General features: G+C 68.4%; 20 protein-coding genes. 11 read left to right on the top strand and 9 right to left on the bottom strand.

The features are described 5' to 3' along the window. Positions 1 to 125: 125 nt before the first annotated feature. The 5 genes from urtB (at position 126) to SF06_RS00855 (ending at position 5881) form a co-directional block, all read left to right on the top strand. Positions 126 to 1691 (top strand): urea ABC transporter permease subunit UrtB, encoded by a 1566-nt coding sequence (urtB, locus tag SF06_RS00875; RefSeq protein ID WP_039559392.1) that lies wholly within the window; start codon positions 126 to 128, stop codon positions 1689 to 1691. A 5-nt stretch (positions 1692 to 1696) separates the two neighbouring features. Continuing rightward, positions 1697 to 2773, top strand: a complete 1077-nt coding sequence (urtC, locus tag SF06_RS00870; protein WP_039559390.1) for an urea ABC transporter permease subunit UrtC — start codon at positions 1697 to 1699, stop codon at positions 2771 to 2773. Continuing rightward, complete coding sequence (gene urtD, locus SF06_RS00865; RefSeq protein ID WP_039559388.1) at positions 2770 to 3588, top strand: urea ABC transporter ATP-binding protein UrtD; 819 nt, start codon at positions 2770 to 2772, stop codon at positions 3586 to 3588. Before urtC ends, urtD begins: the two co-directional genes overlap by 4 nt. A gap of 183 nt (positions 3589 to 3771) precedes the next feature. Next, positions 3772 to 4470, top strand: a complete 699-nt coding sequence (urtE, locus tag SF06_RS00860; RefSeq protein ID WP_039559798.1) for an urea ABC transporter ATP-binding subunit UrtE — start codon at positions 3772 to 3774, stop codon at positions 4468 to 4470. Positions 4471 to 4576: 106 nt separating this feature from the next. Further along, on the top strand, positions 4577 to 5881 hold the full coding sequence (locus SF06_RS00855; protein WP_039559386.1) for an aspartate aminotransferase family protein: 1305 nt from the start codon (positions 4577 to 4579) through the stop codon (positions 5879 to 5881). A 7-nt stretch (positions 5882 to 5888) separates the two neighbouring features. Here the strand turns inward: SF06_RS00855 and SF06_RS00850 are convergent, their stop codons facing one another. Further along, a complete protein-coding gene (locus SF06_RS00850) occupies positions 5889 to 6155 on the bottom strand; it encodes a DksA/TraR family C4-type zinc finger protein (protein ID WP_039559385.1) in 267 nt (88 codons plus the stop codon). A 68-nt stretch (positions 6156 to 6223) separates the two neighbouring features. Next, positions 6224 to 7087 carry a DMT family transporter gene (locus SF06_RS00845; protein WP_027589889.1) on the bottom strand — a complete coding sequence of 288 codons (864 nt, stop codon included), beginning with the start codon at positions 7085 to 7087 and terminating at the stop codon, positions 6224 to 6226. Positions 7088 to 7253: 166 nt separating this feature from the next. Between SF06_RS00845 and SF06_RS00840 the strand changes: the two genes are divergently transcribed. The 4 genes from SF06_RS00840 to SF06_RS00825 all read left to right on the top strand — a co-directional run bounded on the left by SF06_RS00840 (position 7254) and on the right by SF06_RS00825 (position 12964). Beyond that, a complete protein-coding gene (locus SF06_RS00840) occupies positions 7254 to 7733 on the top strand; it encodes a GNAT family N-acetyltransferase (RefSeq protein ID WP_039559794.1) in 480 nt (159 codons plus the stop codon). A 175-nt stretch (positions 7734 to 7908) separates the two neighbouring features. Continuing rightward, a complete protein-coding gene (locus tag SF06_RS00835) occupies positions 7909 to 8850 on the top strand; it encodes a lysylphosphatidylglycerol synthase transmembrane domain-containing protein (protein ID WP_027589891.1) in 942 nt (313 codons plus the stop codon). A gap of 85 nt (positions 8851 to 8935) precedes the next feature. After that, the gene (locus tag SF06_RS00830; RefSeq protein WP_039559382.1) at positions 8936 to 10201 is read left to right on the top strand and encodes an Hsp70 family protein; all 1266 of its coding nucleotides are present in this window, start codon (positions 8936 to 8938) and stop codon (positions 10199 to 10201) included. Positions 10202 to 10411: 210 nt separating this feature from the next. Beyond that, a complete protein-coding gene (locus SF06_RS00825) occupies positions 10412 to 12964 on the top strand; it encodes a bifunctional diguanylate cyclase/phosphodiesterase (RefSeq protein ID WP_052199670.1) in 2553 nt (850 codons plus the stop codon). 233 nt (positions 12965 to 13197) lie between these two features. Here SF06_RS00825 and SF06_RS00820 read toward each other — a convergent pair whose 3' ends face one another. Together SF06_RS00820 and SF06_RS00815 are read right to left on the bottom strand one after the other, a co-directional pair. Further along, positions 13198 to 14496, bottom strand: coding sequence for an NAD(P)/FAD-dependent oxidoreductase (locus SF06_RS00820; protein ID WP_039559381.1), 1299 nt, complete (start codon positions 14494 to 14496; stop codon positions 13198 to 13200). A gap of 180 nt (positions 14497 to 14676) precedes the next feature. Further along, positions 14677 to 15573 (bottom strand): LysR substrate-binding domain-containing protein, encoded by an 897-nt coding sequence (locus SF06_RS00815; RefSeq protein WP_081993382.1) that lies wholly within the window; start codon positions 15571 to 15573, stop codon positions 14677 to 14679. Between the two features lie 110 nt (positions 15574 to 15683). Here SF06_RS00815 and SF06_RS00810 point away from each other — a divergent pair, with 110 nt between their 5' ends. Then, positions 15684 to 16292, top strand: a complete 609-nt coding sequence (locus SF06_RS00810; RefSeq protein WP_039559377.1) for a LysE family transporter — start codon at positions 15684 to 15686, stop codon at positions 16290 to 16292. Here SF06_RS00810 and SF06_RS00805 read toward each other — a convergent pair. From SF06_RS00805 to SF06_RS00790, 4 genes are all read right to left on the bottom strand, one after another. Further along, positions 16276 to 17148: a phosphate/phosphite/phosphonate ABC transporter substrate-binding protein gene (locus tag SF06_RS00805; RefSeq protein ID WP_039559375.1), complete on the bottom strand. Its 873-nt coding sequence runs from the start codon at positions 17146 to 17148 to the stop codon at positions 16276 to 16278. The genes SF06_RS00810 and SF06_RS00805 overlap by 17 nt on opposite strands. After that, positions 17145 to 19457 carry a putative bifunctional diguanylate cyclase/phosphodiesterase gene (locus tag SF06_RS00800; RefSeq protein ID WP_027589897.1) on the bottom strand — a complete coding sequence of 771 codons (2313 nt, stop codon included), beginning with the start codon at positions 19455 to 19457 and terminating at the stop codon, positions 17145 to 17147. The genes SF06_RS00805 and SF06_RS00800 overlap by 4 nt, the downstream gene beginning before the upstream one ends. 141 nt (positions 19458 to 19598) lie before the next feature. Further along, complete coding sequence (locus SF06_RS00795) at positions 19599 to 20486, bottom strand: alpha/beta hydrolase (RefSeq protein ID WP_027589898.1); 888 nt, start codon at positions 20484 to 20486, stop codon at positions 19599 to 19601. 34 nt (positions 20487 to 20520) lie between these two features. Further along, complete coding sequence (locus SF06_RS00790; RefSeq protein WP_039559373.1) at positions 20521 to 21417, bottom strand: AEC family transporter; 897 nt, start codon at positions 21415 to 21417, stop codon at positions 20521 to 20523. Between the two features lie 194 nt (positions 21418 to 21611). On the opposite strand from SF06_RS00790, the gene SF06_RS00785 reads away from it, so the two are divergent. After that, the gene (locus tag SF06_RS00785; RefSeq protein ID WP_027589900.1) at positions 21612 to 22244 is read left to right on the top strand and encodes a TetR family transcriptional regulator; all 633 of its coding nucleotides are present in this window, start codon (positions 21612 to 21614) and stop codon (positions 22242 to 22244) included. Between the two features lie 261 nt (positions 22245 to 22505). Here the strand turns inward: SF06_RS00785 and SF06_RS00780 are convergent, their stop codons facing one another. Beyond that, the gene (locus SF06_RS00780; RefSeq protein WP_039559370.1) at positions 22506 to 23576 is read right to left on the bottom strand and encodes a fatty acid desaturase family protein; all 1071 of its coding nucleotides are present in this window, start codon (positions 23574 to 23576) and stop codon (positions 22506 to 22508) included. Between the last annotated feature and the right edge of the window lie 32 nt (positions 23577 to 23608).

The following is a 23608-nucleotide window of genomic DNA, read 5'->3' as shown; positions in this document are numbered from 1 at the left end:
CGATCCACCCTACCGGGCCACGTAGGGTGGACAACGCCTTCCTTGTCCACCAACCCGCCGGCACGGCGGGCCGGATCCGCACTACAACGCGTCATCCATCTATCCATTGATGAAGGGGCTTCACCATGCCCACTGCCTTGTACCGATTACTGCTGTCGCTGGCCTTGCTGCTGCCCCTGGGCGCCCAGGCCGGCGATGCCCTGGAATTCACCCGCGCCGGCGCCAGCGAGCAGGTGCGCCTGCTGGAGCACTGGAGCGCCAGCCCCACGGCCGAACGCCGCGCCTTTCTCGACGCCCTGCAGCAGGGCCGGATCGGCGCCGACGGCGACAAGAACCCGTATGTCCAGCAGGCCGGCCAGTGGCAGCCGCTGACCGAGGCCAACAGCGACGACAACCCTCGCGTGCTGCGCCTGAACAACCGCCTGCGCGGCCTGCTGAACACCGCGCTGGCCAGCCATGCGCTGAGCGACGAGAACGCCGGCGCGCGCCTGGATGCCGCCCGCACCCTGCAGCGCAACGCGCCGCCGGCCCTGCTGCCGGTGCTCGAACAGCGCTTTGCCCAGGAAGGCGATGATGCGGTGCATGACGCCCTGGCGCTGGCCCTGGCCAACCTGCAACTGGCCAGCCCGGAGGCCGCCACGCGCCTGAAGGCCGTGCGCCTGCTCGGCGAGACCGGCGAACCGCAGGCCAAGACCCGCCTGCAAAGCCTGCTGGACGGCGACGAGGCCGACCCGGCGGTGCGCAAGGCAGCGGAAACCAGCCTGGCGCAGGTGGAGCGCAAGCTGTTCATCGGCGAACTGCTCGGCCAGGCCTTCAGCGGCCTGTCGCTGGGTTCGATCCTGCTGCTCGCCGCCCTGGGGCTGGCGATCACCTTCGGCCTGCTCGGTGTGATCAACATGGCCCACGGCGAAATGCTCATGCTCGGCGCCTACAGCACGTATCTGGTGCAGATCGGCTTCCAGCGGCTGGCCCCCGAGTACCTGGCGCTCTACCCGCTGGCCGCGCTGCCGGTGGCCTTCCTGGTCACCGCCGCCATCGGCATGGCCCTGGAGCGCACGGTGATCCGCCACCTCTACGGCCGACCGTTGGAAACCCTGCTGGCTACCTGGGGCATCAGCCTGATCCTCATCCAACTGGTGCGAGTGATCTTCGGCGCGCAGAACGTGGAAGTGGCCAACCCGGCCTGGCTGTCCGGTGGCTGGCAGGTGCTGCCCAACCTGGTGCTGCCCTGGAACCGCATCGTCATCATCGGCTTCGCGCTGTTCGTGGTGGCGCTCACCTGGCTGCTGCTCAACAGGACGCGCCTGGGCCTGAACGTTCGCGCCGTGACCCAGAACCGCAACATGGCGGCCTGCTGCGGCGTGCCCACCGGCAAGGTGGACATGCTGGCCTTCGGCCTCGGCTCGGGCATCGCCGGCCTGGGTGGCGTGGCGCTGAGCCAGATCGGCAACGTCGGCCCGGACCTCGGCCAGGGCTACATCATCGACTCCTTCCTGGTGGTGGTGCTCGGCGGCGTCGGCCAGCTGGCCGGCAGCATCTCCGCCGCCTTCGGACTCGGCGTGCTGAACAAGATCCTCGAGCCGCAGATCGGCGCCGTGCTGGGCAAGATCCTCATCCTCGCGCTGATCATCCTGTTCATCCAGAAACGTCCGCAGGGCCTGTTCGCCCTCAGGGGGAGGGTCATCGATTGAACACCATGAACCAGACGCTGCTGCTGCGCGCCAGCGCCAAGGTCGGCCCGCGCGTCAGCCTCGCCATCGGCCTGACCGTACTGGCCGTGCTGCTGGCCCTGCCGCTGCTGCACCTGCTGCCGGGCGATCACGCCCTGCATGTCTCCTCCTACACCCTGACGCTGGTTGGCAAGATCCTTTGCTACGCCGTGGTCGCCCTGGCCCTGGACCTGGTGTGGGGCTACGCCGGCCTGCTGTCGCTGGGCCACGGGCTGTTCTTCGCCCTCGGCGGCTACGCCATGGGCATGTACCTGATGCGCCAGAGCGCGGGCGATGGCCTGCCGGCGTTCATGTCGTTCCTGTCGTGGAGCGAACTGCCCTGGTACTGGGTCGGCACCGAGCATTTCCTCTGGGCCCTGTGCCTGGTGGTGGCGGTGCCGGGCCTGCTGGCCTTCGTGTTCGGCTACTTCGCCTTCCGCTCGCGCATCAAGGGCGTGTATTTCTCGATCATGACCCAGGCGCTGACCTTCGCCGGCATGCTGCTGTTCTTCCGCAACGAAACCGGTTTCGGCGGCAACAACGGCTTCACCGACTTCAAGCGCATCCTGGGCTTCGACATCACCGCACCGGGCACCCGCGCCGTGCTGTTCCTGGCCAGCCTGCTGCTGTTGCTGGGCAGCCTGTACCTGGGCTTCCGCCTGGCGCGCAGCAAGTTCGGGCGGGTGCTGACCGCGGTGCGCGACGCCGAGAACCGCCTGATGTTCTGCGGCTACGACCCGCGCGGCTACAAGCTGTTCATCTGGGTGCTCAGCGCGGTGCTGTGCGGCCTGGCCGGGGCGCTGTATGTGCCGCAGGTGGGCATCATCAACCCCTCGGAAATGTCGCCGACCAATTCCATCGAGGCCGCCGTGTGGGTGGCCCTCGGCGGGCGCGGCAGCCTGATCGGCCCGCTGCTTGGTGCCGGCCTGGTCAACGGCATGAAGAGCTTCTTCACCGTGGCGCTGCCCGAGTACTGGCTGTTCTTCCTGGGCGCGCTGTTCATTCTGGTAACCCTGTACCTGCCCAAGGGCATCTACGGGCTGATCAAGCGAGGTGAGCAATGAGCAGCGGCATCGACGCGGGCCTGGCCCGCGACGCCATCGGCCTGGGCCAGGTGGCCGGCCAGGGGCTGAACACCCGCCACGGCACCATCCTGTCGCTGGAAGACCTCTGCGTCAGTTTCGACGGCTTCAAGGCGCTCACCGACCTGACGCTGTACATCGGCGTCGGCGAGCTGCGCTGCATCATCGGCCCCAACGGCGCCGGCAAGACCACGCTGATGGACGTGATCACCGGCAAGACCCGCCCGGACTCCGGCAGCGCCTGGTTCGGCGAAACCCTGGACCTGACGCGCATGAGCGAGGTGCAGATCGCCCAGGCCGGCATCGGCCGCAAGTTCCAGAAGCCCACGGTGTTCGAGGCGCTGTCGGTGTTCGAGAACCTGGAGCTGGCGCAGAAGACCGACAAGTCGGTGTGGGCCAGCCTGCGCGCCCGGCTTTCTGGTGAGCAGCGCGACCGCATCGACGAGGTACTGGACACCATTCGCCTCGGCCAGGAGCGTCAGCGCCCGGCCGGCCTGCTGTCCCACGGCCAGAAGCAGTTCCTGGAGATCGGCATACTGCTGGTGCAGAACCCGCAACTGCTGCTGCTCGACGAGCCGGTGGCCGGCATGACCGACGCGGAAACCGAGTTCACCGCCGAACTGTTCACCTCGCTGGCGCGCCGGCATTCGCTGATGGTGGTCGAGCACGACATGGGCTTCGTCGGCCGCATCGCCGACCAGGTCACCGTGCTGCACCAGGGCCAGGTGCTGGCCGAGGGCTCGCTGGAGCAGGTGCAGAACGATGAGCGGGTGATCGAGGTGTACCTGGGGCGTTGAACATGCGGTGGATGGCTTCGGCCATCCACCCTACGCCGGCTGCGAACGTAGGGTGGACAACGCTTTCCTTGTCCACCAACCCGCCGGCACGGCGGGCCGCGAACCCCGTGCGGAACCCGAAACAAACCGTAGGGCGGTCATGCCACCGGCATGGCCGCCGAAGAAAACTCAAAGGACACCGAGATGCTCAACGTCCAATCGCTTCACCAGTACTACGGCGGCAGCCACATCCTGCGCGGGCTGTCGTTCGAGGCACCGATCGGCGAGGTTACCTGCCTGCTCGGCCGCAACGGCGTGGGCAAGACCACGCTGCTCAAGTGCCTGATGGGCCTGATCCCTGCCAAGGACGGGCAAGTGCTCTGGGAAGACCAGCCCATCACCGCCCTCAAGCCGCACCAGCGCGTACAGGCCGGCATCGCCTACGTGCCCCAGGGCCGGGAGATCTTTCCGCGCCTGACCGTGGAGGAAAACCTGCTGATGGGCCTGTCGCGTTTCAGCGCCCGCGAAGCCAGGGAGGTGCCGGCATTCATCTACGAGCTGTTCCCGGTGCTGCAGGAAATGAAGCATCGCCGTGGCGGCGACCTCTCCGGCGGCCAGCAGCAACAGCTGGCCATCGGCCGCGCCCTGGCCAGCCGCCCGCGTCTGCTGATCCTCGACGAGCCCACCGAAGGCATCCAGCCCTCGGTGATCAAGGAAATCGGCGCGGTAATCAAGAAGCTCGTCGCACGCGGCGACATGGCCATTCTGCTGGTCGAGCAGTTCTACGACTTCGCTGCCGAGCTGGCCGACCAGTACCTGGTGATGAGCCGGGGCGAAATCGTCCAGCGCGGACGCGGAGAAGACATGGAGCGTGAAGGGGTGCGCGGGCTGGTGGCGATCTGAGGATCGCAGCACCTTGGTAGAGGGCGGTGCCGCAGGAGGAATGACAGGCACAAACGGCATTGTGAACCTATCTTCAACGGCGCCCGATCCCCCACAAGAGGTTCCCATGCCGCAGCCCATCAGCAACGCGTACGTCCGCGATCTGGATCGCCGCTACGTCTTCCACTCCTGGTCCACCCAGGGCAACCTTGATCCGCTGGTGATCGCCGGCGGCCAGGGCTGTCGGCTGTGGGACCACGACGGCCGCGAGTATCTGGATTTCAGCAGCCAGCTGGTCTTCACCAACCTGGGCCACCAGCATCCGAAGGTGGTCGCCGCCATTCAGGCGCAGGCCGCCAGCCTGGCGACCGTCGCCCCGGCCACCGCCAACCTGATGCGCGGCGAGGCAGCGAAACGCATCATCGCTCGCGCGCCGGATGGCTTCGCCAAGGTGTTCTTCACCAACGCCGGGGCGGATGCCAACGAGAACGCCATGCGCATGGCGCGCCTGTTCACCGGGCGGCCGAAGATCCTCTCCGCCTACCGTTCCTACCACGGCAACACCGGCGCGGCCATCGTCGCCACCGGCGAAGGGCGGCGCCTGTCCAACGAATACGCCACCGGCCATGTGCATTTCTTCGGGCCGTACCGGTACCGCAGCGAATTCCACGCCGGCAGCGAGCAGGAGGAATGCGAGCGCGCCCTGCACCATCTGCGCCGGGTGATCGAAAGCGAAGGCCCGTCGAGCATCGCCGCCATCCTGCTGGAAACCGTGCCCGGCAGCGTCGGCATCCTGGTGCCGCCGGCGGGCTACCTGCAGGGCGTGCGCGCGCTGGCCGACGAATTCGGCCTGTTGCTGATCCTCGACGAGGTGATGGCCGGCTTCGGCCGCTGCGGCAGCTGGCTGGCGCTGGAGCGTTTCGATGTGGTGCCGGACCTGATCACCTTCGCCAAGGGGGTGAACTCCGGTTACGTGCCGGCCGGCGGGGTGATGATCTCGGCGCGCCTGTGCGATTTCTTCGAGACCCGCTACTTCCCCGGCGGCCTGACCTACTCCGGCCACCCCCTGGCCATGGCCGCCATCGTCGCCACGCTGGATGCCATGCACGAAGAAGGGGTAGTGGAGAATGCCCGACAGGTCGGCGAGGAAGTGCTCGGGCCGGGCCTCAAGGCGCTGGCCGACAGGCACGCGGTGATCGGCGAGGCGCGCGGCATCGGCCTGTTCTGGGCGCTGGAGCTGGTCGAGGATCGCCAGCGCAGGACTCCGCTGCCAGCAGCGCAGATGGCACGCATCAAGGCCAGGCTGCTGGAGCGTGGGCTGATTCCGTTCATCGTGGATAACCGCATCCATGTGCTGCCGCCGTGCATCGTCAGCGCCGAGGAGGTGCGCCAGGCGCTGGCGATCTACGACGACGTGCTCGGTAGCCTCTAGTTGCGGCTCAGCGCAGCTGGCTGTCCTTGCTGCCGCGCCGGTTGTAGCCACTGAAGGCGGCGCCGGCCTTGTCGCGCTCGGTCTGGCAGGCCACGCACAGGCGCACGCCGGGCAGCGCCGCGCGGCGCGCCTCGGGAATGGGCGCGTCGCACTCTTCGCAATGGCTCAGGCTTTCGCCCGTGGGCAGTTCGCTGCGGGCGCGCGCGATGGCGTCGTCGATGCTGCTGTCGATCTGTTCCTGTACCGCGCCGTCGCTGGTCCAGCCACCGGCCATGTCGCACCTCCTTCCGGGGATTTCACCGGGTAAAGGTATGCACCCGGCGCCGGCCGCCTGCAAGGGGCTCAGTGCCGAGCGGCAAGACGTTGCAGCAACACCGACAGGCCGCCGCTGGCGATCAGCACGGCCATGCCCAGCAGGCCGAGGGCGTCCGGCATGTGGTCGAACAGCACCGCCCCCAGCAGGGTGGCAAAGAAGATCTGGCCATAGGTGAACGGCGCCAGTGTCGCCGCGCTGCCGAAGGCATAGGCACGAGTCAGTACCAGGTGCCCCGACATGCCGAGCACGCCCATGCCCACCATCATCAGCAGGTGCTTCCACTCCGGAAGCTCCCAGACGAAGGGCACCGCCAGGCTGAACAGCAGCGTGGCGATCAGGCCGCTCAGGTAGTTGGTGGTGACCGGGTGGTCGGTGCCGTTCAGGCGCCGGGTCAGCAGCATGTAGACGCTCAGGCACAGCGAGGCGGCCAGCGGCCAGAGGATGGCCGGGGTGAACAGCTCGCCGCCCGGCCGTACGATGATCAGCACCCCCGCGAAGCCGAGCAGCACCGACGCCCACTGCCCCAGGCTGACGCGCTCCTTGAGCAGCAGCACCGACAACAGCGTGACGAACAGCGGCGAGAGGAACATCACCGCGGTGGCCTCGCCCAGCGGGATGTAGCGCAGGCCCACCAGCAGGAACACGCTGATGCCCACCTGGCTGAGCGCCCGCACGAGCTGCAGCAGCGGTCGTTGCGTGCGCAGCAGGTTGCGGCCCATGCGCGGGGCGAAGCCGATGGTCATCACCACCAGCTGGGTCAGGTTGCGTGCCCAGACGATCAGGAAGACCGAATAGAGCAGCGCCAACTGCTTGGACAGGGCGTCATGGCTGGCCAGCAGGAAGCCGGACAGCAGGATCAGGGCAATACCGATCAGAGGGTTGGACGTCATCGGGAGGCACGGCGGGAGTTAGTTAGCTTGCTAAGTATATACCGCTCCCATTGTCGCACCATGCGACAAACGACTGCCGGCGGCGATAGAATGCCGCCCCCGAAAGTAGCCGTCGGTCCAGCCGACCTATCCGCCGAGTTCCTTTTCGATGTTTTCCATCCGCTTGATGCACGACCAGGACATCCCCGCCATCCTGGATATCCAGACCGAGGCCTATGCCAGCGATCTGCTGGAATCCGAAGCGATCATCCGTGCCCGCCGCGCCAGCGCGCCCCGGCATGCCTGGGTGGCCGAGGATGACCAGGGCGTGTGTGCCTATCTGTTCGCCTATCACTCGCGTGTCGGCAAGGTGACCCCGCTGGATGGCGAGTTTCGCACCCCTGCCCAGCCCGATTGCCTCTACCTGCACGACCTGGCGGTGGCCCGCCGGGCGGCCGGGCGGCGTATCGGCCCGGCATTGGTGCGCGAGGCCCTCGGCCAGGCGCGCCAGCAGCAGCTGCGCTTTTCCGCGCTGGTCTCCGTGCAGGATTCCCACGCCTTCTGGAACCGCATGGGCTACGCCGAACACCAGCCCGACCCGGAACATGCCGCGCACCTGCACAGCTACCAGGTGCCCGCCACCTACATGGTGCGCCCGCTGCAATGATCGATTCCCCTGCGAAACACATGGTTACGTCCCCATCGTCGTCAGCGGTTGAGCCGCGCCGCCGCCTTCGGGATACTGCGCGCCGCCTCTTTTTCTTCGAAAGAGACCGCCTCGTTGCCTACCCTCATCTGACAGCCTGACTGTCCGTACACCAACACGCCGTGGAGCCGAGCCAATGAAGAGGAGCGATGTCGTCTGGAGCCTCGTCGGCATTGGCGCTGTCATCTTTTCCTGCTTTCTGCTCTACCACGAGATCCGTGACATTTCGCTGGACGACCTGGCTGAAAGCCTGCGGGCCATCTCCCACCATCAGTGGCTGCTGGCGGCGCTGGCCACCACCGGCGCCTATGCGGCGCTGGCCGGCTACGATCGCATCGCCCTGAAGCACCTGGGCAAGAAAATCTCGCTCTGGTTCATCACCCTCTGTTCGTTCACCACCTACGCCCTGGCCCACAACATCGGCGCCTCGGTGTTCTCCGGCGCGCTGGTGCGCTACCGCGCCTACCGCACCAAAGGGCTGACGCCGCAGGAAATCGGCCTGCTGATCGTGTTCTGCTCGTTCACCTTCAGCCTCGGCGCCATCTTCGCCGGCGGCGTGGTGCTGATCATCCAGCCCGAGCTGATCCACCGCCTGGCGGACGTCTCGCCGCTGGTCTCGGTGCTGATCGGCAGCGGCATGCTGGCCTTCGTGGCGCTGTACGTGCTGGGCTCCTGGCTGCAGTTCAAGCCCCGCGAGTTCGGCAAGCTGAAAATCGAATACCCGCGCCTGGCGGTGGTACGCGACCAGTTGATCGCCGGCCCGCTGGAACTGCTGTGCGCCGCAGCGATCATCTACTTCGCGCTGCCCGCCGAAACCAACCCCGGCTACCTGGTGGTACTGGGCGTGTTCCTCGCCTCCTTCTCCCTGGCGCTGCTGTCCCACGCGCCCGGCGGCCTGGGCGTGCTGGAAATGACCTTCATCGCCGCCCTGCCGGAGATCGCCACCACCGACCTGCTGGCCGCGCTGATCGTGTTCCGCGGCTTCTACCTGCTGCTGCCCTTCGCGCTGTCGCTGCTGGTGGTGCTGGGCTTCGAGTACAAGCAGTGGGTCGCCCGGCGCGAGCAGCCGCACGAGTAAGCGCACCTGCGGGTGAATGGCCCTTCGCCTGAGCCTGCCGCTGACCTAAACTGCGCGGCCCATTTTTCTGAGCCGCTTCGCCCCCATGTCCCTCGCTGTTCCCGCCCGCGCCTGCGGCATCGATTTCGGCACCTCCAACTCCACCGTCGGCTGGTTGCGCCCCGACCAGCCGACGCTGATCCCACTGGAAGACGGCCGGATCACCCTGCCCTCCGTGGTGTTCTTCAACCAGGAGGAACGCCGCCCGGCCTTCGGGCGCCAGGCCCTGGGCGAATACCTGGACGGCTACGAAGGCCGCCTGATGCGTTCGCTGAAGAGCCTGCTGGGCTCCTCGCTGCTCAAGGGCGACACCACGGTGCTGGGCAGCGCGGTGCCGTTCAAGCAGATCCTCGGCCTGTTCCTCGGCGAGCTGAAGAAGCGCGCCGAAGCTGCCGCCGGGCGTCCCTTCGAGCAGGTGGTGCTGGGGCGCCCGGTGTTCTTCGTCGACGACGACCCGGATGCCGACCGCGAGGCCGCCGAAACCCTGCGGGCGGTGGCCGCCGGGCTGGGCTTCACGGACATTTCCTTCCAGTACGAGCCGATTGCCGCCGCCTTCGACTACGAAGCCACCCTGGCGCGCGAGGAGCTGGTGCTGATCGTCGACATCGGCGGCGGCACCTCGGACTTCTCCCTGGTGCGCCTGTCGCCCGCCCGCCGACAGGTTGCCGAGCGCCAGGACGACATCCTGGCCACCGGCGGCGTGCATATCGGCGGCACCGACTTCGACAAGCAGCTGTCGCTGGCCGGGGTGATGCCGCTGTTCGGCTACGGCAGCCGTATGAAGAGCGACGCGCCGATGCCCACCAGCACGCACCTGAACCTGGCCACCTGGCACACCATCAATGCGGTATACGCGCAAAAGCACCGGCTGGCGCTGAAGAACATGCGCTACGACATCGTCGACCCAACCGGCATCGACCGGCTGTTCCGCCTGATCGAACAGCGCGCCGGACACTGGCTGGCGATGCAGGTGGAAGACAGCAAGATCGAGCTGACCCACGCCGCCGAGCGGCGCATCGACCTCACGCGCATCGAGGCCGGCCTGGCCGCCGATCTGCCGCGCGAGCTGTTCGAGTCGGCCATCGCCGGGCAGCTGGAGCGCATCGGCGCCAGCATCGCCGAGCTGCTGGCGCGCGCCGGCATCGCCGGCGAACAGGTGGACACCCTGTACTTCACTGGCGGCTCCAGCGCGGTGCCGGCGCTGCGCCAGAGCGTCGCCCGCCTGCTGCCCCAGGCGCGCACCGTGGAAGGCGACCATTTCGGCGGCATCGGCAGCGGCCTGGCCATCGAAGCCTTCAAGCGCTACGGCTAGGGAATCCGCAGGCTTCCGGCTGGGCGCGGGGTGCGGTTCTTTGACCTAGGTCGGCTTGACGAAGCCTGACCGCGCAGTCAAATTGCCACCACCCTAGTCCAGCCTCACGCTCGCCTGGTGTTCTGTACGGCTACCGTCGCGTCTGCGTGACCCGAGCGGGCGGCGGCCCTGGACCGTACCGAGCGTCATCCAGGGGAAAGGAACCCGCGCTTGGCCGTTTTACTGCAGTCCATCCATCCCCAGCACCATCGCTCCCTGCGTCTGACCCTGCTGCTGCTCAGCCTGGCGCTGTGCGGCCTGCTGGTGCTGCCGTTCGTGTCGTACCGCGAGACGGCCGGCGAGCATTTCCTGACCGGGCACCTGCTGCTGGAAACCCTGTCCATCGTCATCGCCGGGCTGATCTTCGCCATCGGCTGGAACACCTACCGGCAGCATCGGCAGAGCAACATCCTGGTGGTGTCCTGCGCCTTTCTCGGGGTGGCCATCGCCGACTTCTCGCACATGCTCTCGTTCCAGGGCATGCCCGACTACTTCACCCCCAGCAGCCCCGAGAAGGCCATCCACTTCTGGCTGCTGGCCCGCTACCTGGCGGCCCTGGCCCTGCTGCTGGTCGCCCTGCTGCCCTGGCGACCGCTCAGCGAGGCCGCCCACGACCAGCGCACCCTGCTCAACCATCGCTCGCTGAGCCTGGTGGTGATCCTGCTGGTGGTCGGGGTCGCGCACTGGGTGTTTCTGGTCCATCCCGAATGGCTGCCGCGTACCTTCATCGCCGGCCAGGGGCTGACCACCTTCAAGCTTGCCGCCGAGATGGGCGTCATCCTGATCTGCCTGGCGGCCCTGGTGCTGCTGGGCCGGCGCCTGCGCAGGCGGGCCCACTTCAACGTGCCACTGCTGATGGGCGCCCTGGGGCTGACGGTGTTCAGCGAGTTGCTGTTCACCAGCTATTTCCGGGTGACCGACCTGTACAACCTGGCAGGCCACGCCTACAAGGTGCTGGCCTACCTGATGCTCTACTGGTCGATGTTCGTGGAAACCGTGGCGGCGCCCTACCGGGCGCTGAGCGCCAGCCGGCGCGAGATGCAGGCCATGGTCGAGGCGATTCCCAACCTGCTGCTGGAGCTGGACGACGAGGGCCGCCTGCTGCGCCTGTACAACCCGCGCGCAGCCAGGCCCAACGGCCTGCCGGCCAATGCCACCGGGCGCCGCCTCGAGGAACTGCTGCCCGCCGACGCGGCGCAGGTCTGCCAGCAGGCGTTGGACGAGGCCCGTAGCCAGGGCGCCAGCACCGGCCGGCAGCTGCACCTGGAACAGGCCGGGCAGACGCGCAGTTTCGAGCTGTCCGTGTCGCCGCTGCGCCAGCAGCGGGAAACCCGCTACGTGGTGCTGGCCCGCGACATCACCGAGCGGCTGCGCGACCAGCGGCGCATCGAGCGCCTGGCCCATTACGACGTCCTCACCGAGCTGCCCAACCGTACCCTGTTCGCCACCCGCGTCGACCTGGCACTGGAGATCTGCGCGCGTCAGCAGCGACCGCTGGCGGTGCTGTTCCTCGATCTGGATCGTTTCAAGGCAATCAACGACAGTCTCGGCCACCGGGTGGGCGACGCCTTGCTGCGCGCCGTGGCCCGGCGTCTGACCTCGCTGCTGCGCAGCGAGGACACCCTGGCCCGCCAGGGGGGCGACGAGTTCATCTGCGCGCTGCCCGGCAGCGGCGCCGACGAGGCCGCGCGGGTGGCGCAGCGCATCTGCGAGGCGCTGCGCCAGCCCTTCGAGGTGCTCAACCACACCCTGCACCTCAGCGTTTCAGTGGGCATCGCCGTGTTCCCGACCGACGGAGAGGATCGCGAAACCCTGGTGCGCAATGCCGACACCGCCATGTACCGGGCCAAGCAGGACAACAACGGCGGCCATGCCTTCTTCACCGCCGACATGCAGACGCGCCTGAGCCGCGCCCGCACGCTGGAGCAGGCGCTGCGCGGCGCACTGCAACGCGGCGAACTGAGCCTGCACTACCAGCCGCTGCTGGACATCCGCGGGCGCCGGCTGGTGGGCGCCGAAGCACTGCTGCGCTGGCAACACCCGCAGCTGGGCGCGGTCAGTCCGGCCGAATTCATTCCGGCGGCGGAAAGCAGCGGACAGATCCTGGCCATCGGCGACTGGGTGCTGGCCAGCGCGATTGCCCAGTTGCGACGCTGGCTGGACCAGGGTTACGGGCCGGAGCTGCGGATGGCGGTCAACCTGTCCATGGCGCAGTTCCGCACCCCGGGGCTGTGCGAGCGGATCGCTGGGCTGCTCGCACAGCACCGCCTCGCGCCGGACAGCCTTGAGCTGGAGCTGACCGAAAGCCTGACCATGCACGATCCGGACAGCGTGGTGCGCGAGGTACAGCGCCTCAGTGCGCTGGGTGTGCGCCTGGCGCTGGACGACTTCGGCACCGGCTATTCCTCGCTCGCCTACCTCAAGCAACTGGACGTACACACCCTCAAGGTGGACCGCAGCTTCGTCCGTGATCTGCACGAGGCCAGCGCGCAGCGCATCGTCCAGGCCGTGCTGGGCATCGCCCGCGGCCTGAACCTGCACACCATCGCCGAAGGCGTGGAAACCGCCGAACAGCTGGCCGCCCTGGAGGAAATGGGCTGCGACCAGGCGCAGGGCTTCCTGTTCTCGCCGGCGCTGCCGGTGGAACAGTTTGAACGGCGCTGCCGGGAACAGGGCTGGCTGGGCCAGTCGCATATTCCGTCGGATTACAGCTACGACATCTGACGCGCCCCGAAACGGCGCGCCTGGCGGCGCGCACGGTGGATCGATGAAGCGCGATCCACCCTACGAGCCACGTTTTTTGTAGGAGGGGCTTCAGCCGCGACCGGATCACCTCAAGCGCGTCGCGGCTAAAGACCGTAGGGTGGACAACGTTTTCCTTGTCCACCAACGCGCCGGCACGGCGCGCCTGGCGTAGGGTGGATCGATGAAGCGCGATCCACCCTGCAACGGCAGCCTCAGTGCAGCTTCAAGCGCGGCTCGGTGCTGCGGCCGATGCGGTCGCCGAGCATCATCAGCCCGGTGCGCACCACGCCGTAGAGCGCCATCTGGTGCATGCGATACAGCGAGATGTAGAACATCCGCGCCAGCCAGCCTTCCAACTGCACGCTGCCCATCAGGTTGCCCATCAGGTTGCCGACCGCGCTGAAGCGCGACAGCGAGACCAGCGAGCCGTAGTCGCGGTAGCGGAACGTCGGCAGCGGCTGGCCGGCCAGGCGCAGCTTCAGCGAACGGGCCAGCAGGCTGGCCTGCTGGTGGGCGGCCTGGGCGCGCGGCGGCACGTTGCGCTCGCTGCCGTCGTCCAGCGGGCAGGCCGCGCAGTCGCCAAGCGCAAAGATGTTGTCGTCCAGGGTGGTCTGCAGGGTCGGACGTACCAGCAACTGGTTGATGCGGTTGCTCTCCAGGCCGTCCAGGCCCTTGAGGAACTCCGGCGCCTTCACCCCGGCAGCCCATACCTTCAGGCTCGCCGGAATCACCTCGCCGGTGGCCAGGGTCATGCCGTCGGCGTCCGCCTGCTTCACCGGCGCGCTGGTCAGCACGGTCACGCCGAGCTTTTCCAGGGTCTTGTGCACCGGCACGCTGATGCGCTCGGGCAACGCCGGCAATACCCGCGGGCCGGCCTCGATCAGGGTGATCTTCATGTTCTGCGGCTGGATGCCCTTCAGCCCATAGGCGGCCAGGCCCAGTGCGGCGTTGTGCAGCTCGGCGGCCAGCTCGACGCCGGTGGCGCCGGCGCCGACGATGGCCACGCTGACATTGCCGTCGTCCTGGCCGCGCGCGTGGGCGCTGAGGTAGTGGCTGAGCAGCTGGCGGTGGAAACGCTTGGCCTGGGCGGTGGTGTCGAGCAGGATGCAGTGCTCGGCCACGCCCGGGGTGCCGAAGTCGTTGGTGCGGCTGCCGATGGCGATCACCAGGGTGTCGTAGTCCAGGCTGCGCGCGGGCACCAGCTCGTGACCGGCCTCGTCCAGGGTGGCGGCCAGACCGATGCGCTTGGCGGCGCGGTCCAGGCTTTCCAGGCGGCCGATCTGGAACTCGAAGTGGTTCCACTTGGCCTGGGCCACGTAGTTGAGCTCGTTCTCGGCCGCGTTCAGCGAGCCGGCGGCCACTTCGTGCAACAGGGGCTTCCACAGGTGGGTCAGGTTGGCGTCAACCAGGGTGACGCGGGCCTTGCCCCGCTTGCCCAGGGTGCGACCTAGACGGGTGGCGAGCTCAAGCCCGCCGGCGCCGCCGCCGACGATAACGATTCGATGAGTCATGGGAAACGATAGAACCTGAAAGGGGCGCAATTAGGGAGTCGTGCCAGCGGGCGAACCGCCGCTGCACGTGCGGTGGCGCCCCCGCCAGGCCGAATGAAAAAGCGCCCGGAAGTGTACAGGATGTTGACCGTTTCGGCGGCATAGGCCGGGGCGCGCGGCCGCAAAAAAATTGCGGGAGGTCTAGCCGCCAGGCAATCGCGGCGCCCGCGTCACCAGGAAATCGCCCAGGCGCCGGGCCATCTCGCGCTTCGCACCCTGGGCGGGCCACACCAGGTAGTAACTGTCGCCGCTGCGCAGCGGCGACGGCACGGGCAGGGCCAGCGTGCCGCGGCGCAGATCCTCGGCCACCAGCGCCAGGTCGGCGACGGACACCCCGTATCCCTGGGCGGCGGCGCCGATGCCCATTTCCAGGGTGTCGAAGCGCTTGCCTTCCCGCCAGGGCACCTGTTCGCTCCAGCCCTGGTGCTCCAGCCAGCGCTGCCAGTCGCGGCAATCCCGCGAGGGATGGATCAGCGGCTGGCGGGCCAGCCGCGCGGCGTCCCATTCACCCTCGCCCAACAGGGCCGGCGCACAGACCGGCACCAGCCACTCGTCGAACAAGCGCACCGCCTGCCAGTCCGCCGGAAAGTCGCCGCGTCCGAGCAGCACCGCACAGTCGAAGGGCTCGCTGCGGAAGTCCACCTGGTCCACATCCATCCACACACTGGTCAGTTGCACCCGGTGGCGTCCGTCGGCGGCATGGAAGGCTTCCAGCGCCGGCAACAGCCAGCGCAGGGTCAGGGTGGACGGCGCCTTCAGGCGCAACTGGTCACGCTGGCCGGCGATCGCCGCACAGGCGTTTTCCAGGGTGGCGAAGCCGCGCGCCAGTTCCCGGGCGAACTGCTCGCCGGCCTCGGTGAGCGCCAGACGCGGACCGTGCCGCTCGAACAGCGCGCAACCCAGGTGTTCCTCCAGCCCCTTAACGTGCCGGCTGACGGCGCTCTGGGTGATGCACAGGACGCGCGCGGCGGAGGTGAACGAGCCGTGGCGTGCCGCCACCTCGAAGGCGCGCAGGGCATACAGCGGGGGCAGACGCATGCAGACTCCGAGCATGAGTAAAAGTCATGCTTGATAGCACGTTTTTGCGTTTTTCCGCCAACCGCACAATGCCCAGGCTATGAGAGGCCGCTACCCCGAATTCGAGAACCATGATGAATACGTATGCTGCGTTCGCCGCCAGCGCCCTGCTGCTGATTGCCTCGCCCGGCCCGGTCGTGGCCCTGGTTCTGGCGGACGGGCGGCGCGGCTGGCCGCTGGGCACCCTGGCCGGCGGCATGCTGTCGGCACTGTTGCTGATGGGACTCGCCCTGCTGGCGCTGGACCGCGCGCTGGCGCTCAGCCCGCAGCTGATCGATCTCGGCCAGCTGCTCGGCGGCCTCTATCTGGCCGCCCTGGGCATCACCACCCTGCGCAGCCCGCCCGCCGCCCAGCGCGCCCAGCCGGCCCCGGCCCGGCGTTTCTGGCGCGCGCTGGGCGTGGGGCTGTCCAACCCCAAGGACATCCTGTTCTTCCTCGCCTTCCTGCCGGCGTTCATACGTCCCGAGCAGGCTTTTGCCGGCCAGGCCGTGGCGCTGGCACTGATCTGGGCGGCCCTCGATTTCAGCGTGCTGCTGGCCTACAGCCTGGCCGCACGGCGACTGGGGCGCAGTGCGCGGCTGGCGGCGCTGCTGGGCATGCTGCCCGCCTGGGTGCTGCTCGGCCTGGGCCTGCTGTCGTTCGCCGGCGCGGCGCTCAAACTGTTCAACGGCGCGGGTTGATAAGCGTCTGCTCCAGTGCCTGGTAGGCGGCCTGCGCTACCGGCGCCAACCCGCTGGCCTGTTGCGCGTGCAGGAAGGCCGCGAGCTGCGGCGAGTCGCCCAGTAGAAGCGCGCGGATACGCTGACGCAGCTCGCCGCACAGCCCGCTGCTGAACACCAGCGGATCATTGGGGATCGGCTGCGAGCGCCACAGCACGCGCAGGCTGCGCGTACTGATCAGGCCGCGCCGCAGGTAGTCGTCGGCGCGCGGACTGGAGACGAAGGCGGCCTCCACCTTGCCGTCCAGTAGCGCGTCCAGGGCCTTCTCGTGGGAGCCGGTATACAGCTGCCCGGCGAAGAAGCGCTGCAGCGGCCGGCCTACGGCGGTGGGGAACTCGAGGTTGGGGATCACGCTGCCCGAGGTGCTGGCCGGGTCGCTCAACGCCACCCGGGCGCCGCGCAGGTCGGCCAGCGTCTGGACATCCCGGTCGGCGCGCACCACCAGCAGGGCGTGGTAGTACGCACCGGCAGGGGTGAAATGGCCCTGCGCCAGGGTCGGGGTTGCGAACGCCTCGATGTGCGGATCGCGCTGGCGGGCCAGCAGGTAGGCCGCCGGCCCCAGCATGGCCAGGTCCACGCCGCCGGACACCACCGCGTCGATGGCGCCGGCATAGGAGCCAGCGGGCACCATCTGCACCGGGATACCCAGGCCCTCGCCGAGCAGACGGATCAGCGGCTGGAAGTCGCGCTGCTGGATCTCCAGGCGCTTTTCGGGGATGGAGGACAGGCGCAGGCTGCTGGTGCACTGGCTGTGCGACCAGGCGGGAAGCGCCGGCAGCAGCGCCAGCAGGCAGGCAAGGAGGCGGATCGTTATCATGCGGTTGTGGTGGTGAAGGAATCGTGGAAATCGCGCACCTGCTCGGCGGCCAGCGGGCGACTGAAGTGATAGCCCTGGGCGATGTCGCAGCCACCCAGTTTCAGGTAGATCAGCTGGTCGCGGGTCTCCACGCCTTCGGCGACCACCCGCAGCGACAGGCGCTTGGCCAGGGTGATGGTCGAGGCGACGATCAGGCTGTCGTCGTGGGCATTGGACAGCTGGGCGATCAGGCTGCGGTCGATCTTCAGCTTGCTGATCGGCAGCGAATGCAGGTGCGCGAAGCCGGCGTAGCCCTTGCCGAAGTCATCCAGGCTGATGCCCAGGCCGGCCTCGCGCAGCGCCTCGAGGTTGGCGAGGGCGACATCCTCGCGGTCGAGCACCGCCGTCTCGGTGACTTCCAGTTCCAGGCAGCGCGGCTCGATGCCGGCCTCGGCGAGGATGCCCAGCACCCGTTCGCTGAAGTCCGCCTGGAACAGCTGCAGGGCCGAGACGTTCACCGCGACGCTGGTCTCCAGGCCCTCGGCGCGCCACGCGGCCAGCTGCCGGCAGGCCAGGCGCAGCACTTCCATGCCCAGCGGCACGATAAAGCCGCTGCGCTCGGCCACGCCGATGAAGCGGTCCGGATAGACCAGGCCGAACTCTGGGTGCTGCCAGCGCACCAGAGCCTCGTAGCCGCACACCTGCAGGCTGTCGATGCTGATCTGCGGCTGGTAGTGCAGTACGAACTGGTGCTGGCGCAGCGCCTCGCCGAAGCGCTGTTCGAACTGGAACTCCTGGATGTTGACGCGGTTGAGCGACGGATCGAAGAAGCGGTACTGGCCACGCCCGGCGCGCTTGGCCGAGTACATGGCGCCGTCGGCGTAGCGGATCAGGGTGTCGATCTCCTGGGCATCGCGCGGGGCGATGGCGATGCCGATGCTCGGGCTGGTGTGCAGCTCGGTGCCATCCAGCTGGTAGCGCGCCGACAGGTGCTCGGCCAGGCGCGCGGCCCAGGCGTCGATCTGCTGCTCGCTGCGGTTGCCGGCCAGCAGCACCACGAACTCGTCGCCGCCGAAGCGCGCCGCCTCGTCGCCCGGCTCCAGCAGGGTCTGGATGCGCCCGGCCACCGCCTGCAGCAGCAGGTCGCCGATGCGGTGGCCGAGGCTGTCGTTGATGGATTTGAAGCGGTCCAGGTCGATGAACAGCACCGCCGCCAGGCAGCGCCGAGCGCGCTGCTCGGCCAGACTGCGGGCGGCAACCTCGATGAACTGCCGGCGGTTGTACAGGCCGCTGAGGTGGTCGGTGGAGGCGGCCTGGCGGCTGCGCGCGTGCTCGGTTTCCAGGCGACTGATCAGCTGGCGGTTCTCCTGCTCGGACTGGCGCAAGGCGAGCAGCGCGTCCTGCTGGCGGCGCAGCATGTGGATCACCGAGAGGAAGCCGAGCACCACCACGCCGCTCATGATCAGGTTGAACAACAGGTGGCCGGATTCGCGGTCGTCGATGGCCGCCGTGATGTCCCGGTACTGCTGGCTGATCACCAGCGTCACGCCCAGCTCCGGCAGGTGGCGAAACAGGCTCTGGTAGGCCAGCCCGTCGGCGACCGAGGTGTAGCGCCCGGCGCGCAGCTCCGGGCTCGGCGTGTAGCTGGCGGTGAGCGGCGTGCCGCCGTGGATGACGCCCGCGCCGTTGGCGCGCAGCCGCTCGCGGCCGCCGGCGTCGAGCAGTTGCACGAAGCCGGTGGGGCCGAAGTCGATGTGCTGGTAGAGCCGCGCCAGGTAGCCGATGTCCAGGTCGATGCGCACCACCCGGGCGATGGACTGGCGCGCCTCGTCCGGCAGCGGCACCAGCAACGGCAGCCGCCAGGACGGCGACAGCCTCTCGGCCACGCCGTCGCGGGTGGCCAGATAGGGGACATAACCGAAGCGCTGGCAATGGGCGTTCAGTGCACTGAGGGCCTCGGCGGGCAGCGCCTCGGACAGCGGCGCATGGCTGGAGAACAGCGCACGGCCCTCGGCGTCGTAGAGACCCAGGCGATTGAAGATCGGGTCGCTGGCCAGCATGCGGACCATCTTCCAGGCGCCGTCCGGCTCGTCCAGCGCACTGACCAACTGCCCGACCACCGCCTGGGCGCGGTCGGTGATCTGCCGGAAGTTCTCCGCCAGGATGGTGGCCAGGTTGAGGTGTTCGGACGCGTTGGTCGCCAGCACGTCGTCGCGGGCGCGGTCGTACTGGTGGTGATGCAGGGTCCAGATGAAGCCGAGGATCAGCGTGCCCAGCACCAGCGTGGCCCAGGGCATCAGCCCCGGCATGACGGATGTTTTACGGCGCATTCTTCAGAGGGAGGCACGACAGGGATTTTGTGAATTCTGTCACGCGAAACATGACAATCCCGTGACCGCCCACCGGCTTCGGCGGCGTGCCAGAGCGGTTGGTTGCCCGGCCGCCCAGGCCGGCGGCCGCACCGCAGAGACCTAAAGCCCCGCCTGCGCCAGGCGCCGGGCGTGTTCCAGGTACAGCGCCACCGGGTCGACGCCGGGAGCGACGGCACCGGCCTGCTGGTTGACGATGTCCAGGTGATCGAGCGGGTAGTCAGAGCGGATCACCTGGCCCAGGTGGCTGCTGAAGCGCCCGACCATGCCATCGTTCTGCCCGGCCTCGCGCTGGAAGTGCCGCGCCAGGCGCCGACACAACAGATGGCTGGGGTCCAGGCGATTGGCGCCCTGGTCGGTGTCCGGGCCGAGGATGCCGCTCCAGGAGTAGTAGCGCACGCCGTTCACCTCATGCGCGCCTTCCCCGCCCCATTGCGCCGGCAGGCCCTGGGGATAACGGGCATTGAAGGCGGCCACCCCCTCGGTGGACAGTTCCTCCAGGGCCTGCAGGGCGTCGCCGGGCAGCAGCAGGCCGGCGGCCTCGCGATCCAGCCCGGCCATCAGCCGCGCCAGCCCTTCGGTGAAACGCGCCAGCAGGCGCCGGCCGCGCCCGTTCTCGGGGAAGCGCCGCTTGAGCGCGTCGGCCAGCTCCGAGCCGTGATTGGGACCGGCCACCGAGGTGACCGAAGCCACCCACTGCGGACGCCTGGCGGCGGCGTAACGGGCGGTCAGCGCGCCCTGGCTGTGGCCGAGCAGGTTGATCTTGTCCGCCCCGGTGGCGCGGCGGATCTCGGCCAGGCGCTCGAGCAGCTGATCGCCGCGCGGCTCATTGCCATGCACGGCGGAGATGCGCGCGAGGTGCACATCCACGCCCGCGCGGCGCAGCGCGCTGTCGATGCCATACCAGTAGGGATAACCCAGCAGGTGGCCGAAGCCGAGCAGGCCGTGCACCAGCACCAGGGGATAACGCGGCGTGTCGGGGGTGTTCATGCGGGCCTCCATTGCCGTTGCAGGCCCGCCAGTATCACACGTGCAGGACGCTCAGCCACAGCGGCAGGCCGACGGCGGCGAGCAGCGTGGAGAGGAACACGGTGGCGCTGACGGTGCGACTGTCCTCGGGCTTGCGCACGAAGCCCAGCACATTCACCCCGCTCGGGCAGGCGGCGAGCACCACCAGCACGGCGCGCGCGGCATCCGGCAGCCCCAGGGCGCCGGCGAGCAGGTAGACCAGCGCCGGGAAGGCCACCAGCTTGACCAGGGTCAGCGCCCAGGATGCTCCATCCGGCATCAGCCGGAAGCGCGACAGGCTCAGGCCCAGCACCAGCAGGGCGCAGGGCAGCGCCGCGCCGGCCAGCCAATCGGCCAGCCGCCAGAACGGCGCCGGCAGCGGCAGGCCGGAGACATTCAGCAGGGCGCCGAGCAGCAGGCCGACGATCAGCGGATTGGCCAGGTTGCCCAGCAGGCTGCTCAGGCGCACCTTCTCGCCGGTACCGAACGCCGCGTACAGGCTTTGCACGCTGAACAGCAGCAGGCTGTGGAACACCAGGATGGCGAACACGTAGACCATGCTCGGCGCGCCGAGCACCGAGGCCACCAGGGGAATGCCGATCAGCACGTTGTTGGAATAGGCGGCGGCCAGGCCCAGCGGCGTGGCCCGGCCGAGTCGTCGGTGGGCCAGCAGACTGACCAGCGCAAACAGCCCCAGCGCCGGCAGGAAATAGGCCAGCAGCAGGTGCGGCGACAGGCCTTCGGCCAGGTTCGCGCGGGCAATGCCGGTGAACAGCACCAGCGGCATGAACAGCTTGAAGGTCAGCGTCGACAGGCCGCTGGCCGCGTCCGACGCAAGCCATTGCCGGCGCCCGATCCAGTAACCGAGCAGAATCAACAGGAAGATCGGCAAAATTGCCTGCACCGCCGCCATCGCACCTCTCCGAAATGCCGGGCCTCTGACGCCCCCGCAGAATGGCGCCGGCCCATGCAAGGGGTACGCCAGCGTCCGTGCCGCCATCCCGGCGGACGACCGGCGGAAGTCTCATTCCCGCCCCCAAAGCGGCCACGCGAGGCGGGGCATTTGCTAGAGTGCACCCCCTGCGCCCACCGGAAGAACGCCCGCCCATGACCCGCGCCGAACAGAAACTGCAGACCCGCCAGGCCCTGATGGACGCCGCCCGCCTGTTGATGGAGAGCGGTCGCGGCTTCGGCAGCCTGAGCCTGCGCGAAGTGGCGCGCCACGCCGGCATCGTGCCGACCGGCTTCTACCGGCATTTCAGCGACATGGATGCCCTGGGGCTGGCGCTGGTCGCCGAGGTGGGCGAGACCTTTCGCGCCACGCTGCGCGAGGTGCGCCAGAACGAGTTCGAACACCAGGGGCTGATCGAGGCGAGCACGCGCATCTTCCTCGATGCGGTGAGCGCCAATCGCGGCCAGTTTCTGTTCCTGGCCCGCGAGCAGTACGGCGGCTCGCAGCTGGTGCGCCAGGCCATCGCCGCGTTGCGCCAGCGCATCACCGACGACCTGGCCGCCGACCTCAAGCTGATGAACCGCATGCCGCACCTGGACGGGGACGCCATCGACGTGGTCGCCGACCTGGTGGTGAAGACGGTGTTCGCCACCCTGCCGGAACTCATCGACCCGCCGGCCGACACCCTGCCCCCGCACCTGCAGCCGGAAGCCAAGATCACCCAGCAGCTGCGCTTCATCATGATCGGCGGCCGCCACTGGCGCGGACTGGGGCGCAAGGCGGAGTAGGCGCTGCGACCGGGTAGAGCGGCGTAAGGTGGACAACGCCTTCCTTGTCCACCATCGCGCCGGGCACGGCGCGCCTCGTGGCGCGCACGGTGGCTCGGTGAAGCGCGAGCCACCCTACGTTCACAGCGCCTCGTGCGGTTGCGACAGGCGTAGGGTGGACAACGTTTTCCTTGTCCACCACCGCGCCGGAACGGCGCGCCTCGCGGCGCGTCGGTGGCCCGGTGAAGCGCGGGCCACCCTACGTCCAAGTGCGGCTCACGCTTACACCGCCTGTGGCTTGCGGTACACCCAGATGCGCCGGAACACCGTGGCGATCTGCCGGCTCATGCGTCCGGTGTTGTATTCCTGGCCGTAGCGCGCGGCGATCTGGCGGACTTCGCGGGCCATTTCCGCATAGCGCCGCGCCGGGATGTCCGGATACAGGTGGTGCTCGATCTGATGACTGAGGTTGCCGGTGAGGATGTGGAACAGCGGGCCGCCCTCCAGGTTGCTGGAACCACGCAGCTGGCGCAGGTACCAGTGACCCCGACTCTCGTTCTCCAGCACCTCGGCCGGGAACACCGCGGCCTTCTCGGTGAAATGCCCGCAGAAGATCACCGCGAAGGTCCACAGGTTGCGCAGCAGGTTGGCCACGAGATTGCCGGTCAGCACCGCCAGGGCGTTGGCGCCGATCAGCAGGGCCAGCAGCGGGAAGAACAGGTAGTCCTTGGCCCACTGGCGGACGATCTTGCCGTTCATCTGGCGCTGCAGCGGGCGCACTTCATCCTTGCTGATGCGACCCTTGAAGTACTTGTCCAGCTTCACGTGCTGCACCGCCACGGCGTACTGGAACAGCAGCGCCTGCAGGGTGGCCCATAGCACCTGGCGGCGGTAGAAGGGTTTCCAGCGCTGCTCGGGGAACAGGCGCAGCAGGCCGTAGCCGATGTCGTCGTCCCTGCCGATCACGTTGGTATAGGTGTGGTGCAGGTGATTGTGGGTATGCCGCCAGAAGTCGGCCGGGCCGACGATGTCCCACTCGTAGCGCTGGCCGTTGAGCTCCGGATCGTTCATCCAGTCGTACTGGCCGTGCATCACGTTGTGACCCAGCTCCATGTTCTCCAGGATCTTGCCCAGGCCCAGCAGCAGGGTGCCGAGCAGCCAGGTCGGCGGGAACCAGCCGAACATCAGCAGCACGCGGCCGGCCGTGCAGCACAGGCGCACGGCGGCGCGGACACGGCGGATGTAGCGGGCATCGGCCGCGCCCAGGTCGGCCAGGGTACGCTCGCGCAGGGCGTCGAGCTCGGCGCCGAACGCATCCAGTTCGGCGGGGGTCAGTTCACGGTCGGTACGCATCGGTGTCTCGAATCAGGGAATGGGAGCGGTCG

The sequence above is a fragment of the Pseudomonas flexibilis genome, assembly GCF_000802425.1.
GTDB lineage: Bacteria > Pseudomonadota > Gammaproteobacteria > Pseudomonadales > Pseudomonadaceae > Serpens > Serpens flexibilis.
This window is presented reverse-complemented; position numbering and strand designations above follow the sequence as displayed.

What these genes read in the sequence shown, in the direction of transcription:
- SF06_RS00805 (WP_039559375.1), bottom strand. Translation starts at nt 17,148, where the DNA reads ATGATAACGATCCGCCTCCTTGCCTGCCTGCTGGCGCTGCTGCCGGCG.
- SF06_RS00790 (WP_039559373.1), bottom strand. Translation starts at nt 21,417, where the DNA reads ATGGCGGCGGTGCAGGCAATTTTGCCGATCTTCCTGTTGATTCTGCTC.
- SF06_RS00795 (WP_027589898.1), bottom strand. Translation starts at nt 20,486, where the DNA reads ATGAACACCCCCGACACGCCGCGTTATCCCCTGGTGCTGGTGCACGGC.
- SF06_RS00800 (WP_027589897.1), bottom strand. Translation starts at nt 19,457, where the DNA reads ATGCGCCGTAAAACATCCGTCATGCCGGGGCTGATGCCCTGGGCCACG.
- SF06_RS00815 (WP_081993382.1), bottom strand. Translation starts at nt 15,573, where the DNA reads ATGCGTCTGCCCCCGCTGTATGCCCTGCGCGCCTTCGAGGTGGCGGCA.
- SF06_RS00780 (WP_039559370.1), bottom strand. Translation starts at nt 23,576, where the DNA reads ATGCGTACCGACCGTGAACTGACCCCCGCCGAACTGGATGCGTTCGGC.
- urtC (WP_039559390.1), top strand. Translation starts at nt 1,697, where the DNA reads ATGAACCAGACGCTGCTGCTGCGCGCCAGCGCCAAGGTCGGCCCGCGC.
- SF06_RS00820 (WP_039559381.1), bottom strand. Translation starts at nt 14,496, where the DNA reads ATGACTCATCGAATCGTTATCGTCGGCGGCGGCGCCGGCGGGCTTGAG.
- urtE (WP_039559798.1), top strand. Translation starts at nt 3,772, where the DNA reads ATGCTCAACGTCCAATCGCTTCACCAGTACTACGGCGGCAGCCACATC.
- SF06_RS00855 (WP_039559386.1), top strand. Translation starts at nt 4,577, where the DNA reads ATGCCGCAGCCCATCAGCAACGCGTACGTCCGCGATCTGGATCGCCGC.
- urtD (WP_039559388.1), top strand. Translation starts at nt 2,770, where the DNA reads ATGAGCAGCGGCATCGACGCGGGCCTGGCCCGCGACGCCATCGGCCTG.
- SF06_RS00810 (WP_039559377.1), top strand. Translation starts at nt 15,684, where the DNA reads ATGATGAATACGTATGCTGCGTTCGCCGCCAGCGCCCTGCTGCTGATT.
- SF06_RS00840 (WP_039559794.1), top strand. Translation starts at nt 7,254, where the DNA reads ATGCACGACCAGGACATCCCCGCCATCCTGGATATCCAGACCGAGGCC.
- SF06_RS00845 (WP_027589889.1), bottom strand. Translation starts at nt 7,087, where the DNA reads ATGACGTCCAACCCTCTGATCGGTATTGCCCTGATCCTGCTGTCCGGC.
- SF06_RS00850 (WP_039559385.1), bottom strand. Translation starts at nt 6,155, where the DNA reads ATGGCCGGTGGCTGGACCAGCGACGGCGCGGTACAGGAACAGATCGAC.
- urtB (WP_039559392.1), top strand. Translation starts at nt 126, where the DNA reads ATGCCCACTGCCTTGTACCGATTACTGCTGTCGCTGGCCTTGCTGCTG.
- SF06_RS00830 (WP_039559382.1), top strand. Translation starts at nt 8,936, where the DNA reads ATGTCCCTCGCTGTTCCCGCCCGCGCCTGCGGCATCGATTTCGGCACC.
- SF06_RS00835 (WP_027589891.1), top strand. Translation starts at nt 7,909, where the DNA reads ATGAAGAGGAGCGATGTCGTCTGGAGCCTCGTCGGCATTGGCGCTGTC.
- SF06_RS00785 (WP_027589900.1), top strand. Translation starts at nt 21,612, where the DNA reads ATGACCCGCGCCGAACAGAAACTGCAGACCCGCCAGGCCCTGATGGAC.